The organism is Paenibacillus sp. JCM 9796 (genome assembly GCF_055379675.1).
Genome location: NZ_AP043723.1, coordinates 1,459,907 through 1,474,433 on the forward strand (window position 1 = coordinate 1,459,907; position 14,527 = coordinate 1,474,433).

Consider the following 14,527-nt stretch of genomic DNA (forward strand, 5'->3'; position numbering starts at 1 on the left):
AGGAACTCGGATAACCGGAAACGGACCGAATCGTTCAACCCGTTTGATTTATCGCGGCCTTCTCGATACATTATGTATCCGAGTTTATATGATCTAACACCTTATTTATGATGGCTCTTCTTCGGAACGGCTGCCTTCTCGTTCCTGCTTTTCATCCGAACCGCTTCCCGAACTTAAACCGCGCCAACGTTCACCGTCTATGCCCAGTTGATCCAACAAATCATCTATATCCAATTCAATCGGGGCTCGATTGGTCGTTGTCATTGTTTGTCACGTCCTTTAAAGTTATCGTATGCTACTAAAGTTCAATTCCAGTATATTGTGAAGTTTAGCATAACAACCGTTACAAAAAGGTTACAAAACCAACAAAATAATATACTTTTATTGTATCCTTTCTTAAATTTTAACTAAATTTTTGGTACACTGGTGAAATACATAGTCCTAATTAATCATTTACCGCTAGAGACTCGTTCACATTGGAGGACTTTGGACTTATGGCCCTACTGGCAACCAGCTACAGGATGAGTTATGAATTTACACCGAACCCCGATCCTGACGCCAAAACAATCGTACTGCTTCACGGTCTCGGTCTATCCGGCTCCTTCTGGCGATCGTTGATCCCGCTGCTGTCGGTTCGTTACTCGCTGCTCGTCTGTGATTTGCCCGGACACGGCCTAAGCGGCGAAACGTCGGAAGACGTCACGTTCGCTACCCTCGCTGAAGATCTACGCTTGCTGCTCGAATCGTTGAACATAAGCTCGGTTGTCTTGGTTGCTCATGACGCGTCCGTGTATATCGCCAGGCGTTTGGCCTCGTTAACCCCTTCCAGCGTGGAGCGCATGATTTATATCTCTCCTTATATGCCCCACACGCTGCCGGCTACGCTTACCGAGCTGCAGGATCGCAGGCTTCTGCTCGAACAAGCGCCGATGACGGTCTACGCAGCCGCCATGGCGCACAAGCTGACGGGGACTCCCGGCGATGCGCTTCTGCATCAACGCATCGTCCAAGCCCATGAGCGCGTTTCTAAGGCTTTATACATACAATTGCTCGACCTCGCCGGCTCCGAGCAGGCATTACATGAACAAGCTCACATCCGCAAGCCGCTTATGATCATATCGGGCGAGCTGGATGCAAGCTTTCCGCCCGGCATGGCGCATATCGCGCACATGCTGTTCGACGCCTCCGCCTTCCTGATCGTACCAGGCGCCTCCAACCTCACCTTCGTGGATCAACCGTTGTATACCTCGGACTTTATCGACCGCTTCGTGCGGAAAACGCCCTTCGAACCCGGTAAGCCGAAACCGGTGGAGGACGAGCTTAAGCAAACGCTTCGTGTCCTCTGGTCGGGACGCCTCCCTTCTGCCCCTGAACGCAACCGGTTGACGATCCGTTGTATCGGAACGTTCGAAGTCAGTCTGGGCCAGCGGCCGATCCGGCTCGGTTGGAACACGCGGCACGCCAAGAGTATACTGATGTATTTGGCGTATCACCGCTCGGCAACGCGGGAACAGCTGTGCGAAACGTTGTTTCCGGAGACGGCTTTCCCCAAGGCCATGCGCAACCTTCGCGTGTATTTAAATCATTTTAGCAAGCTGCTCGAAACGGAAGACGGGCAAGAGCCTTGCTTAACGATCGAACGGGATACGATCAAATTGAATATTGAAATCGATTGCGATCTATTCGTCCTCCTGCGGGAATTGCAAAGCGCTTCCGAACAAGCGGACAGCGCTTACAAGCTCAATCAGTGTGTGACTCTTTCCGAGCAGCTGCAGAGCAAAATATTGTCCGGCTGCTTCGACCCGTTCTCCATCACGCTCAAGGAGACCGTCGAGCAAGCATGGGAACAGTTATCATTATGGGCCGCCGATAACTGCTGCGAACGGGAACAATATGCGGAAGCCGTCCGCTTCCTGCAAAGCGGCCTGCAGTATGGCACCGGGGAAGAGCTCTTGTTCTACGACCGCCTGATCGCGATTTCTCAACGAACAGGCAATGCGAAAGAGCTTCGCAAGTGGATGCGCATGCGGAAGAAGGCCTGCGTCCCGACATAGCTGATAGCAAAAAATAAGACTTGCCCCGGCGCACGGCCGTCCGGCAAGTCTCTTTCGCGTCACAACTGCAGCACCTACGCCTGAGTGTTCTTCATCTGTTGCATTTCACCCAAGCATTCGGAACAAATGTATCTTTCTTTGAAGTCGCTGACCTGATCCATGGACCCGCAAAATACGCAGCGTGGGCGATATCTTTCCAGAATAATATGATCGCCGCTCACTAAAATCTCTACCGGATCTCCTTCGTTCATTTGATACCGTTTGCGTAGCGACTTCGGGAGCACTATTCGTCCAAGCTGGTCGACCTTCCGTACGACACCTGCCGGTTTCATCATTAATTCACCTCACCTTTACTCTACTTAACTTCCCGACTTCCCTTATATGGTTTCGACGCCAGTGCATAAATTCCTGCCACCGGCTTTCTCGCAACCGGCTTCCTCCACTGTTCGTTACCCGTTTCTTGTCCTTCTGAATCAGCCTATATCCGGCTCCCGATCACGATAATCCCGGGAATCCGATTTGTCTTAAGCCTTCATACAAAATAATCGCTGCGGAATTCGATAAATTCAGCGAGCGCACCGCATCGGTCATTGGCATGCGCATCAGCGCATCGGGATGCTCCGCCAAAATTTCCGGCGCCAGCCCCTTTGTTTCTTTGCCGAATACCAGAAAATCGCCGTCGCAGAACGTAATGTCCGTGTACAGCTTGTCCGCTTTCGTCGTAGCGAAGAAAAACCGCGCGTCTTTATACTTCTCTTTCACTTCTGCGAACGAATCGTGATATTCGAGCTTAACCGCGTGCCAGTAATCGAGACCCGCACGCTTCAAGGTCCGGTCGTCGGTGTCGAAGCCGAGCGGCCGTACCAAATGAAGCCATGTTCCCGTAGCGGCGCACGTTCTGGAGATGTTGCCGGTGTTGGCCGGAATTTCAGGCTCGACCAATACGATATGAAACGCCATTGTTCAGTTCACCTCAATTTTAACACTCGTTTTACCTTTTTTTAATACATAGATGACGGTCGGCTGCGATAATGAAGCTACTATGTGCTAAAGGAGACATGTCGAATGATGAAGAAGAAAATCCTTGTCGTTGACGACGAACCTTCCATCTCGATGCTTATAGAATTCAACCTGAAGCTGGTCGGTTTCGAAGTCCACTGCGTATATGATGGCGAAGAGGTATTCAGCGCCATTCCTCAATTTCGCCCGGACTTGATTGTGCTCGACCTGATGCTTCCGAAGATGGACGGCATCCAGGTGTGCCGCAAGCTGCGGAGCCAGAATAACATGGTGCCGATCGTGATGCTGACCGCCATGCAGGACTTGTCCGATAAAATTGCGGGGCTCGATAACGGCGCTGACGACTACATGACGAAGCCATTCAGTCCGCAGGAGCTTATTTCCCGTATCCAGGCGATTATACGCCGTATTCAAATTTTACCTTCCGCAATGGAGAACACGCCTGTCCAAATTGGCCCTATCGTCATTCGACCAGACCAGCGGGAAGTGAAGGTCAAGGGCGAAACGATCGAGCTGACGCCTAAGGAATTCGATCTGCTGCTCTTCTTATGCAAGCACCGGGGCAAAGTGCTCAGCCGCCAGCAGCTGCTGCACGGCGTCTGGGATTATCATTTCCTCGGCGACACGCGAATCGTCGACGTTCACATCAGCCACCTGCGCGATAAGATCGAAACGAACGCGCGGACTCCCGAATATATTGTAACGATTCGCAACGTCGGTTACAAACTGATGGAACCTAGCGCGAAAGAATCCTTGGCCTGATCGACAAAAGGAGCACCGTACGCATCCGGCGCGGCGCTCTTTTTTTACGCGAAAAAGCAGCTCCGCAAGACCCGTAAGCGCCCTGACGAAGCTGCTTGTCCCGGCTGTTAGCCGTTACGCTTCTGGAAATCGGCCATGAACGAAGCGAGCGCCTCGCAAGCTTCGAACGGTACGGCATTATACGTGGAGGCGCGCAGTCCCCCGACGTCGCGGTGGCCCTTCAGCCCGACGAAGCCGTGCTGTTCGGATTCCTTCACGAATTTCTTCTCAAGCTCTTCGTTTTCCATGCGGAATGTAATGTTCATCAGGGAACGATATTCCGGTTGGACGACACCGCGGTAAAATCCGCCGCTTTGATCGATGGCTTGATAAATCAAGCTGGTTTTCTCCCGGTTGCGCTTCTCCATCGCAGCCACTCCGCCGTTCTCCTTGATCCACTGAAGAACCAGGTTGACCATGTATACCGAATAAACCGGAGGCGTGTTGTACAGGGAGTTGCCCTTGGTATGCGTATCGTAGCGAAGCATCGTCGGAATACCTTTAGGCGTATCTTGAAGTAAATCTTCGCGCAAAATAACAACGGTTACGCCGGACGGCCCCAGGTTTTTCTGAGCACCGGCGTATATCATCGCAAACTTGGAAACGTCGACCGGACGGCACAAAATGTCGCTGGACATATCGCCGATCAACGGAACGCTGCCGGTATCCGGGTATTGGACGAACTGGGCGCCCCCAATCGTTTCATTCGACGTAATATGCAGATAAGCCGCATGATCGCCGAGCTTAAGCCCGCTTAGATCCGGAATACGCGTAAAATTGTCCGCTTCGGAACTGGCCGCAATCGCCGTTTCGCCGATCAATTTCGCTTCCTTGATCGCTTTGCTGGCCCAAGCGCCCGTATGGACGTAATAGGCGATTTGACCCGCTTTCAGGAAGTTCATCGGGATCATCGCGAACTGGGTGCTCGCTCCGCCCTGCAGGAATAACGTCTTGTAACCGTCCGGAATCGAAAATAGCTCCTTCAACAAGGATTGCGTATCTTCGTTCAATTTCTCGTATTGAGCGCTTCGATGAGAAATCTCCATAATGGACATGCCAATGCCTTGATATTCCACAAACTCTTCCTGTGCCCGCCTTAGTACTTCCAAAGGCAGCGCAGCCGGTCCTGCATTGAAATTGTAAGCGCGCTTTGTCACGAGATTCACACCTTCACTTTTCATAGGATATGGCTATGATAGCAAAGGTTAGCGCGCCGATTCAAGTGTAAGTTTCATGAACGAGAAGGAGGATGGATTCCGATGATTCCGAAGTTTCGATTATTTGTGGCTGTGCCGCTGCCTGAACAGGTCCGTCTCGCCGTATCCGCTTGGCAGAACGTATTGAAGCGCGACCTCCCTTTTGCCAAATGGGTGCATCCGGATGACCTGCACATCACACTTCTTTTTATAGGAAACGTCAATGCCGAGCGTCTCCATGAAGTCCGGGCGGCGCTTGATGCTGCTTGTACGGGGGCAAGCGGAAAAACGTTCAACCTGCAGTTGGGTAAGCTCGGGACTTTCGGCAAGAAGCAATCGCCTTCGGTATTATGGGCGGACATTCAAGGGGAACTCGCGCCGCTGGGCGCGATACAACGCCGTGTCGAAACGGCCATGCAGGATCTGCTCGGGATCGAGCCGGAACAGCGTGCCTACAAACCGCACCTTACGCTTGCCAGAACATACAACGGAACATGGGTTTGGAGCCCCGAATTGATGCGGCTTCACCCTCCAACCGATGAAGCAAGCGCCTGGCGATGCGACGAAGTCGTCTTGTACCGCAGCCATTTGGGCCAAACGCCTATGTATGAGCCGGTAAGCAAGCATTCGTTAGACTGACTCCTGCTCCTGCGGATCGAATCCTATGGCGGGATTGCACGTTTGGAGGAATAGAGGGGTTGGAATGCGTCAGCTCTCTATGTCACGGGTGTAATAAGTATGATCATCGGTAAGAGCCGGCTCTTTCCGGATTTCCATCTGGGTAACTTGATCTACAGGGGAAAGGGCCAAAATCTCCATGGCTTTAGTCGGATTTATGCCCAGTTGGCGCAGAGCGTGCCTAATGTCCAACGATATGGTCTTCTCCATAATTACCTCTCTTTTAGATCGATTTCCAAGTCAGATTTTCTCCTCATCCTTGTTACACATTTTATCGGGAAATCGCATTTTTTTTGATAGTCTTAAATGTCTATTTTTTCCAATATAAAGATTTTTTTAGACATTCAACATATAGCGAGAATGGGGGATTTGTCAGCTATTGTCACTGCGCTTGTTCGAATACGGCGGTTTGACTGCTTTTCAGCTGATGAACGATTCGGCGAAGCGAGTCTTTGCCCAGGCCCAAATCAGTCAGCTCTTGAATGATTTGAATCCATTCTTGATCGATCGGCTCCGGCTTATCGGACTCGTCGTGAAGAATGAGGGTTTGAACGTTGACGCCCAGTACCGGAGCCAGCTTGCCAAGAAACTGGATCGAAGGGTTCGATTGCAGGTCGCGCTCGATCGAGCTCAGGTACGATTTGGCTACGCCCGCCCGGGCGGCAAGCTCTGTTAAGGACATGCGTTTTTGATGTCGAAGATTTTGAATACGTGCACCGATCATTCGAGGATTCCTCCTATAATATGGGATCAATTGATTCCTTCGACTTATTTCAATACTGATTGTATCACAATCAGATACACTATGTATCTATTTTTGTTGAAATTAACAAATTTTGAGGCAAAAGTCCCTGGTCTTTTCTCCCTCTAGTTCTTCACAAAACTTGCTACATAATGTATAATCTAGTCGTACGTTAAGCAACACGATTCGACAAACGATTCACTGCGGCATATTGTTGGATTTTGGAGGGAAATAACCATGATCAAGATCGGGGATAGGATCGCTCTTCTTCGAGAAAAATTCAAGCTGACACAGGAAGAACTTTCCAAGAAGATCGACATTTCCCGCGCTTCGCTGTCACATTACGAGAAAAATCGACGAGAGCCGGATTACGATACCATCGTCAAATTGGCGGATCTGTTCAAGGTCTCTTTGGACTATATGACGGGGAGGACGGAAGACCCTCAACGAACTTTAGACCCGGATATCCGTTCGTTCGTCGATCAACTGGAATTGTCGGACCAGCAAATCCTGGAACGGTTTCAATTGACGGTAGACGGGAAGAAACTGACGCCCGATGAGGCCCGTCGGTTTATCGCCTTCGTCAGAGCGGAGCGAGAAACCAGATGACGGCTCTTACCGCGGCTTCCGCGGCTTCTTAGTAACGAACACCCGCACGTCCTGAGCTGGTATGTTGCTTAACGCTCTTGAAACGTTTATTAACCCTATGGGATGGGAATGCTTAGCAATGGGACTGCAGCTTCGCGGGGGCTTCCGTCTTAGCTGCCCGATCGCGATCAACCTTCGATGTTTAAGCTCCATTTACAATACTTATTGTATCACAAATCGGATACATTTCGTAACTATTTAATTGAAATTTGATTTATTTTTGACTTTTTTTAAAATAAGCGGGCAAAAATCAAGGTTGCGTTCTTCACAAACTTCGATACGTAATGTATAATTTAGTTAATGTAACGAAGGTCCGCAGATCCCCCCCTGTTCTATATAGCTTACGAACCGTAATTTTGTTTAATCGGGAAACGCATTCAAAGCCATGAATTCAACCCTACGGTTAACGGCAGCTCGAACCATCATCGGGTAGAAGCAACGGGAACATGGCATGCGGTTCGGAAGACTTGCGTGTAGGTGCTGCGTACCTTATAACCTCTATCTTAACAAGATACAACTTTATACCGATCGGGGTGAACACCATTGGGGCAAATTGGAAATCGTATCGCCGCATTAAGGGAGAAGCAAGCCTTGACTCAAGAAGAGTTGTCAATCAAGCTGGACATTTCCCGCGCGTCGCTTTCGCACTACGAGAAAAATCGCAGGGAACCCGACTATGATACGTTGGTGAAAATAGCGAATTACTTTAAAGTATCCATCGATTATTTACTCGGCCGCACACAAGATCCGGAAATGGTTTTGGATGCTGACGTTCGGCAATTTGTAGATAGCCTTGAACTTTCCGACGAACGCATCATGCAGCAATTTTTGCTCACGATAGACGGGAAACAGCTGACGGCTGAGGAGGCGAAGCGGTTTATCGCTTTTGTTCGAGCAGAAAGAAGCTTGTGAATACTTCACTTATGACTGGCTCCCTACACCTACTATGGTACGGACAATTGGTTTGAATTGATTATTTTATTCAAGCATTTCACAATAACCTCCCCCTGACCAAAGCCGATCTCACTGGTGTCAGGAAGGTTATTTTTTTTAAACCAATGAAAATCCATGGCCTCATTTTGTGGAGTTAATACACCGTCAATCCATACGCAGTAGGTTAATCCTATAGCATGCTTTCTTGGATCAATGCCTTCAAACCCATCTACTGGAAAATTCGATGGAGCATATTGAGCTACGAATGCCGGTTCACCATCGTTCAATACTTTCTTCAACTTTACATGATTCCCCAGTGATTCTGCTAACTGCCGTTGGATAGCCGATTGAAGGGATTCGCTATGACGCAATCTTCCGCCAATTGTACACCACTTATTACCTTGATGCGGTGTTTCTCTGAAGATCAAACCGATGGACTCCTGATGACCTTCTTTGTTCAATTGAATGGGAATAACATCTACACAAATAATAGGCAGCCTTTTTTGAATATCTTCCCATATTCTTGACTCTAACCAATTTGACACTCGATCACTCTCATTTCTTAAGACTAAAAAATTCCTTCAACGCATCGAACCAAATTTGATATCCGAAGTCATTCGGGTGAACACCGTCTTTCAACATCACATTCAATCCCAGCTTAGTTTGCATAAAGGAATCATAGATATCAATGTAATCCAGTTGATAGAAATGGGCTACTTCTGCTGTTAAGTCCACGTATTCTTTATACGTAGCTCCACTACCATTTGGACTTGCATCTATTTTCGGATTAGGCGATAAGAGGATGATCTTGGCATTTGGCACATTTTCTTTTAATTTCTTAATCATAAAGTCAAGGTTATCTCTTGTTTCTTGCAGAGGTATCGATTGTCCATGGTCATTCAAAACAAAGGTTTCGAACAGAATAATATCCGGCTTCTCAGCAATGATTTTATCCTCATAATGATTGAATACGACCATTTCCGTTGAGTATCCGGGGAAAGCGTTGGACTGAATTGTCACTTGACCAAGGCCGTTTAGGCTCACCAGATAACGGTCCAAAACATTATGCCACTTCTTCTCCGGACTGCTTGCTCCATCCCCGTTAGTAACACTGCTGCCAAAAGTAGACACTTTGGCTTGACCCTTTGTTAATACAAGATAATGCAAGTCATCAAGAACAGACCGTGGATTACCGTTAGGCTTATACATATTGATTTCCTCGATTCTGCTCCTCTCTCGAATTGCAAGCTCCTCCTCATATTTCGCCTTCGCTTCTTGAGCTTGAATACTATTAATGGTTCGTAGATAGTTTTGCCCATAATATATAATGCCTACGTTCAACAACACACAGCATAGTCCTAAAGAAATAATTTTTTTGTTTCCTCTTCTAGATTTCTGACTTACGATTAATGGCAAACAGAACACCTCCAAATAATCTCCGTATCCCCTAGAATTAGCTAGGGACCCCTAACAATTCACCACGTTGCAAGACCTCATATATACATATTGTATCATCATTTCACTTTATTCAATACAAATTGTATCTTTATTCTCATGTTCAAACTTTTTTTAAAATAAGTACTTCGAACCAAAAATAGTACATTAGAATCAGAGAGTCCTTTTGATTACAATAGATTTGATCCTATTTTTTCACCTCACTTTCGACCAACATCTCCTTTTCAATCAAATGCCGAATATCATCAATACTCATACCAACGTCTTTAACTTCCTTTGCAAATTGCAGCCATTTCATTTCATTTCCGCTTAAAGGATATTCTGAATCAACGTCTTCCCTCACTAAAGTTTCAAGATCAACACCTAACACAGGCACAATTTTTTTCAAAAATTCAACCGACGGGTTTTTTTGAATGTTCCGCTCGATTGAGCTTAAATACGATTTGGCTACACCTGCGCGATTTGCTAATTCCGTTATCGATATTTTTCTTTGCTCTCTGTAATATTGAATGCGCTTTCCAATCACAATATCACCATCACTTTCTCCTTTAATTACTAGTTAATGAGCGAAGTCATGCCGGAGCTTATACAAGCTCCGGCTTTTTATTTGTAATGCTAGTTTGACATACCTACAACGCTCATGCTTTTTTTCTTCCTTCCATTAATAATACTCTGATATTCTTTCTCAAGCTGCTGACCAACATGTTCCCAATCATAATAATTAGCAACAAATCGTTTTCCACGTTCCCCCATATCATCGCATATTTGCGGATTAGAAAGCAGATCCTTCATTTCAGAAGCAAAAGCATTCGAATCGCAGGGGGCCGCTCGACCGGCTCTATGAACTACCACTTCTCTCCAAATATTCACTTTATCTGATATGAGCACAGGTGTCCCGCATATGAGTGCTTCAATTACAGATATACCGAAATTTTCCGAATACGAGGGCAAAACAAACAAATCAGCTTCTTGTAAGGCTTCCAGCTTCTTTGTTCCAGTCAACATACCGGTAAATAGCACCTTGTCACCTATGTTGCGTTCACCAATCCATTGACGCACTTTTTCTCCATAATTTTCGTTATCGGGGCCGGCAATGACCAGAAAGGCGTCCGGAATCTGTTGATGAATTTTTGAGAAAGCGTCGACTAATATATCCAGACCTTTTTTAAAATTAAGCCTGCTGAAAAACAAAATGATTTTTTTTCCCGTAAGCTCCGGATACTGTTTTCTAAATCCGCCGATCTCGGGCATATTCGCATATTCGTCCAAATCTACCCCGTTCGGTACTACGAAGCCTTTACTGTTAAATGTAACCGGCCTGGCAAGAAGCATTTCCTCTTCGGTTGTGTAATGAAGCGCTGAAGCACTTTTCATGTTTTTATTTTCAAACAAAAGCTCCATAATTCGTTTACGTGAACGATTGCGTTGATAAATATAGGGATCTAGGGTGCCATGCGGCCTAACAATAAAGGGTACTCTGTAATGCCTGCAATACATCCCAGCCATCCAATTATGAAATAAATAAAGGGAATGCGTGTGCACGATATCATAATTTGGAATTTCACGCCTTAAAGCATTGGCTAACGAGAACGAAGTACCCCAATAACGAGGATTCTGTATGGGAAAATACCTTATTTCGACACCCTCATGGAATGTCGGCTTATAAAGCGGAACATCCAATACTCCGGGTCCGTCTTGATTTGTCGTAAAGATGGTTACTTGATGCCCCAGTCCCACCAAAGAACGAGCCATACCCATGATTGCCTTTGCAGGACCTCCATATCTGGGGGCTAAATTCGCAATTACATGAAGGATCTTCATAGTGACGCTTCCTTTCCTTTAGCTTAGACTAATACTGAAGGATTCTCATAATCATGTAGCTTCAGCTTCTTTCGTATGGATTTCTTCTCAATCTCCAATGATTGTCCTTGACCTTCATGAATTAAATTGAAGTGAATTCCAATTGAGCACCACAAGAAGAAACTCACTGAATTTCCCAGTGTAAACAATATACTTTCGGTAAACGAATAAACGAGTAAAACGATAAAGAAGGAAATTAATAATTCAAGCGACATAAATGAAGATGACGAAAACCTTCTTAATAACACATGTAATGAATAAGTCACCATCATAAGAAAAATCGATAACCCTAAAAATCCGGTGTTCAGCAGGACAACGAAATAATAATTATCTCTAGAAACCTTGGAGCTTTCCATACCCTGTCCTACTAAATACTCTCCCCATGTTTCATTGCTAAATAAAAAATGAGTCCATATCGTTACACGGTTGCTTAATAATTGATCCATCTCGCTAAGCACGGTTTGAAGATCAATAAAATGAAAGACACAAACCGTTAACAGCCCGACACCAAGTACAATGGGGACGGAATTTCGGATCGTAACATGTAATGAACGAAGCACGTACTTTCGAAGTAGGACGATCAGGAGTAACAAAATGATAGCTGTGAGAGCTGTTCTGCTCGCACTTAAATAAACCAGGTAACCATATGCAGGGGCTGCTGCAAGATACCCCCGTTTTTTTGTCAAATAAAATAATAACACCGTAACAAGAAATCCAAGAAAAGCATACAACCCCATAAAATTAGGATGACGGAAAAATCCAAGATAACGATTACGCAGACTGAACGGATCGAAATGAAACGCTTTGGGATCCGTGAAACCGGCAGCAACAGCAAAAGCCATACATATCGCGATTGCATAAAACACCGTTTTAACAAATGACAAGTAATCAATTTGTTTCCGCTTCATATAATTTGGAAGTAATAAAATACTGTAGAAAAACAGCAGGACATAAGAGCCAATGGAAAGAAGACTATTGAAAAACTGGGTATAGGTTGAACTATTCATAAGTCCAAAGCACATCACTACTGTCCAGCAGTAGAAGATGGCACTAAGCCATTTTATCGATGGCGATACATTCATCTTCTGCCTGATCAAATGGAAGAACAGAAGAAGAAAATGCGCGCAAACGATTATAAATTTTGTAAAATAAAAGAGGTTATCATTAAATTTCATGAATGATAAAATATTTATGGTTACAATTAGAAATATCCAAACATGAAACGTAATGTTTCTCACTATGGAACACAACCTTTTTTCCAAGGAAGATGTTAAACAAGGGATTGCATAGACCTTATGATGTGAGGCCGCCCAACCGAGATGTAATCAATCCCGTCCTTTCTGGCATCGGAAAGTTGAAAGCAATTTCGTCCGTCAAAAATAACGGGGGTTTTCATCCACTTATGCAGCTTGGAGAGATCCATGTTTTTAATTTCATCCCATTCCGTCAAGATAAAAGCCCCATCCGCTTCCTGAAGCGCTTCCTCCGGTGATTTCGCATATTCAATATTGGAATGAAGAAATTTCTTTGCTTTGGAACCGGCAATGGGGTCATATGCGACAACTTGGGCACCGCTATTCATTAATTCATCGATCATTCGGATGGAAGGTGCTTCGCGCATATCATCCGTATTAGGTTTAAACGAAAGTCCCAGCACGGCAAATCGTAAGCCTTTTATACTTCCATAGAATGATATAGCCTTATGCAGCAAACTTATTTGCTGCTTTTCATTAACTTTCACTACGGAGCGCAACAATTCAAAATCATAATGCATATTCCCGGCAATTTGTATTAATGCTTTCGTATCTTTCGGAAAGCACGAACCGCCGTAGCCGATCCCAGCCTTCAAGAAATGGGGGCTTATTCGATGATCCATGCCCATACCTTCCGACACTTTATCGATATTTGCGCCTAGCATCTCACACAGGTTAGCAATTTCGTTGACAAAACTAATTTTCGTTGCTAAAAAAGCATTTGACGCATATTTTATCATCTCGGAGCTGCGTCGATCTGTGATAACGACAGGAATATTTAATGGTTCATGAATGCTTTGAATCAGCTTCGCTGCACGCTCCTGATTGGCCCCGATAACGATGCGGTCTCCGTGGAATGTATCTTGGATAGCAGTACCTTCTCTTAGAAACTCTGGATTCGACACGACTTGAATATTCATGTCCTCAGGAACGTATTCCTGGATAATCGCTTCTATGTAATCGCCAGTTCCTACCGGTACAGTGCTTTTCATAACCAACACCGCATTTCTTTTCATATAGGGTGTCGAAGATAGGGCTGCATGTTCAACAAAAGATATGTCCGCCATCCCGTTTTCCTTACTCGGAGTTCCTACGGCTATCACGATGATATCTGATTCAGGAACTGCTTCCTCATAGGAATCCGTAAATCGTAACTTGCCTTTCTCCATATTTTTCTTAAGCAGCAGTTCCAATCCCGGCTCATAAATGGGGGACTCATAGCGATTGAGTTTCTTGATCTTATCCGGGTCTGTATCCAGGCAAACGGTTTGGTAGCCCAATTCAGCATAACAAACCGAACTAATGAGCCCTACATACCCTGCCCCTATAACAGTGATTTTCATTTTTTTCTCCTTCCATTTGAAAGCCCTATTTTAATTCCATACCAGATGAAACACAATAAGACGCCCAACATAATTCCAATCATATCCAATATGACATCCGAAGCAAGAGATGTTCGGTGCGTTGCGAAACGCTGCTGAAATTCGTCCAATGCCGCCAGCAAGCAGCCGCAGCATAGCGTCAAAGCAAGTGAAGCTAGCGGTCTAAAAAATAGAACAAGGATTCTGAATATTACAACGCCCAAAATTGAAAATTCGACCAAATGCGCCAGTTTCCTAATCATAAAACCGACGAAGTTTAAATAACCGATATGTTGAATGCTGATTTCGTTACCGTTGTACTGAAATTGAATCCATGATAACTGAGACTTCCATGTTTTTTCAGGCAAATACGTTTGGATCCAATACGTAATGTCCTGTTTTTCGTAGGACTGATTCGAAAAGTAATAAATGAATGATACCCAAACAAGCGCTAGTGTGAAATAAATCCAGAAGGATTTGATTTTAAACGCATGATTCAACTCCCCAAGAACTTTCAAGCTCCCTC

At 45.5% G+C, this 14,527-nt stretch carries 17 protein-coding genes; 5 read left to right on the top strand and 12 right to left on the bottom strand.

All coding sequences use genetic code 11. The features are described from left to right. Positions 1–105: 105 nt before the first annotated feature. Positions 106–264: a hypothetical protein gene (locus ACZ439_RS07155; protein ID WP_155614500.1), complete on the bottom strand. Its 159-nt coding sequence runs from the start codon at positions 262–264 to the stop codon at positions 106–108. Between the two features lie 230 nt (positions 265–494). Here ACZ439_RS07155 and ACZ439_RS07160 point away from each other — a divergent pair, with 230 nt between their 5' ends. Then, on the top strand, positions 495–2,054 hold the full coding sequence (locus ACZ439_RS07160; protein WP_054799857.1) for an alpha/beta fold hydrolase: 1,560 nt from the start codon (positions 495–497) through the stop codon (positions 2,052–2,054). A gap of 74 nt (positions 2,055–2,128) precedes the next feature. Here ACZ439_RS07160 and ACZ439_RS07165 read toward each other — a convergent pair whose 3' ends face one another. Then, entirely contained in the window at positions 2,129–2,386 is a 258-nt protein-coding gene (locus tag ACZ439_RS07165; protein WP_127608331.1) for an AbrB/MazE/SpoVT family DNA-binding domain-containing protein, read from the bottom strand. 163 nt (positions 2,387–2,549) lie between these two features. Beyond that, the gene (locus tag ACZ439_RS07170) at positions 2,550–3,014 is read right to left on the bottom strand and encodes a tRNA (cytidine(34)-2'-O)-methyltransferase (protein ID WP_054796066.1); all 465 of its coding nucleotides are present in this window, start codon (positions 3,012–3,014) and stop codon (positions 2,550–2,552) included. Between the two features lie 105 nt (positions 3,015–3,119). Here ACZ439_RS07170 and ACZ439_RS07175 point away from each other — a divergent pair, with 105 nt between their 5' ends. After that, the gene (locus ACZ439_RS07175; protein WP_054796065.1) at positions 3,120–3,836 is read left to right on the top strand and encodes a response regulator transcription factor; all 717 of its coding nucleotides are present in this window, start codon (positions 3,120–3,122) and stop codon (positions 3,834–3,836) included. A 107-nt stretch (positions 3,837–3,943) separates the two neighbouring features. On the opposite strand, the gene serC is transcribed toward ACZ439_RS07175, so the two are convergent. Beyond that, complete coding sequence (gene serC, locus ACZ439_RS07180) at positions 3,944–5,032, bottom strand: 3-phosphoserine/phosphohydroxythreonine transaminase (protein WP_464620820.1); 1,089 nt, start codon at positions 5,030–5,032, stop codon at positions 3,944–3,946. Positions 5,033–5,134: 102 nt separating this feature from the next. On the opposite strand from serC, the gene thpR reads away from it, so the two are divergent. Beyond that, positions 5,135–5,710, top strand: coding sequence for an RNA 2',3'-cyclic phosphodiesterase (gene thpR, locus ACZ439_RS07185; protein WP_054799855.1), 576 nt, complete (start codon positions 5,135–5,137; stop codon positions 5,708–5,710). Positions 5,711–6,131: 421 nt separating this feature from the next. Here thpR and ACZ439_RS07190 read toward each other — a convergent pair whose 3' ends face one another. Beyond that, positions 6,132–6,473, bottom strand: coding sequence for a helix-turn-helix domain-containing protein (locus ACZ439_RS07190; protein ID WP_054796062.1), 342 nt, complete (start codon positions 6,471–6,473; stop codon positions 6,132–6,134). A gap of 255 nt (positions 6,474–6,728) precedes the next feature. Here ACZ439_RS07190 and ACZ439_RS07195 point away from each other — a divergent pair, with 255 nt between their 5' ends. After that, positions 6,729–7,100 carry a helix-turn-helix domain-containing protein gene (locus ACZ439_RS07195; protein ID WP_054796061.1) on the top strand — a complete coding sequence of 124 codons (372 nt, stop codon included), beginning with the start codon at positions 6,729–6,731 and terminating at the stop codon, positions 7,098–7,100. 582 nt (positions 7,101–7,682) lie between these two features. Continuing rightward, a complete protein-coding gene (locus tag ACZ439_RS07200) occupies positions 7,683–8,051 on the top strand; it encodes a helix-turn-helix domain-containing protein (protein ID WP_127608299.1) in 369 nt (122 codons plus the stop codon). A 32-nt stretch (positions 8,052–8,083) separates the two neighbouring features. On the opposite strand, the gene ACZ439_RS07205 is transcribed toward ACZ439_RS07200, so the two are convergent. The 7 genes from ACZ439_RS07205 to ACZ439_RS07235 all read right to left on the bottom strand — a co-directional run bounded on the left by ACZ439_RS07205 (position 8,084) and on the right by ACZ439_RS07235 (position 14,519). After that, on the bottom strand, positions 8,084–8,617 hold the full coding sequence (locus ACZ439_RS07205; RefSeq protein WP_430105979.1) for a DUF4916 domain-containing protein: 534 nt from the start codon (positions 8,615–8,617) through the stop codon (positions 8,084–8,086). Positions 8,618–8,627: 10 nt separating this feature from the next. After that, a complete protein-coding gene (locus ACZ439_RS07210) occupies positions 8,628–9,488 on the bottom strand; it encodes an SGNH/GDSL hydrolase family protein (RefSeq protein ID WP_430105982.1) in 861 nt (286 codons plus the stop codon). A 226-nt stretch (positions 9,489–9,714) separates the two neighbouring features. Continuing rightward, positions 9,715–10,053, bottom strand: coding sequence for a helix-turn-helix domain-containing protein (locus tag ACZ439_RS07215; protein ID WP_430105985.1), 339 nt, complete (start codon positions 10,051–10,053; stop codon positions 9,715–9,717). A gap of 89 nt (positions 10,054–10,142) precedes the next feature. Further along, positions 10,143–11,348, bottom strand: a complete 1,206-nt coding sequence (locus tag ACZ439_RS07220; RefSeq protein WP_464620821.1) for a glycosyltransferase — start codon at positions 11,346–11,348, stop codon at positions 10,143–10,145. A gap of 23 nt (positions 11,349–11,371) precedes the next feature. After that, a complete protein-coding gene (locus ACZ439_RS07225; protein WP_464620822.1) occupies positions 11,372–12,394 on the bottom strand; it encodes a hypothetical protein in 1,023 nt (340 codons plus the stop codon). Between the two features lie 263 nt (positions 12,395–12,657). Continuing rightward, positions 12,658–13,983 carry a UDP-glucose dehydrogenase family protein gene (locus tag ACZ439_RS07230; protein ID WP_430105991.1) on the bottom strand — a complete coding sequence of 442 codons (1,326 nt, stop codon included), beginning with the start codon at positions 13,981–13,983 and terminating at the stop codon, positions 12,658–12,660. Beyond that, positions 13,980–14,519 carry a VanZ family protein gene (locus ACZ439_RS07235; RefSeq protein ID WP_464620823.1) on the bottom strand — a complete coding sequence of 180 codons (540 nt, stop codon included), beginning with the start codon at positions 14,517–14,519 and terminating at the stop codon, positions 13,980–13,982. The genes ACZ439_RS07230 and ACZ439_RS07235 overlap by 4 nt, the downstream gene beginning before the upstream one ends. Positions 14,520–14,527: the final 8 nt, after the last annotated feature.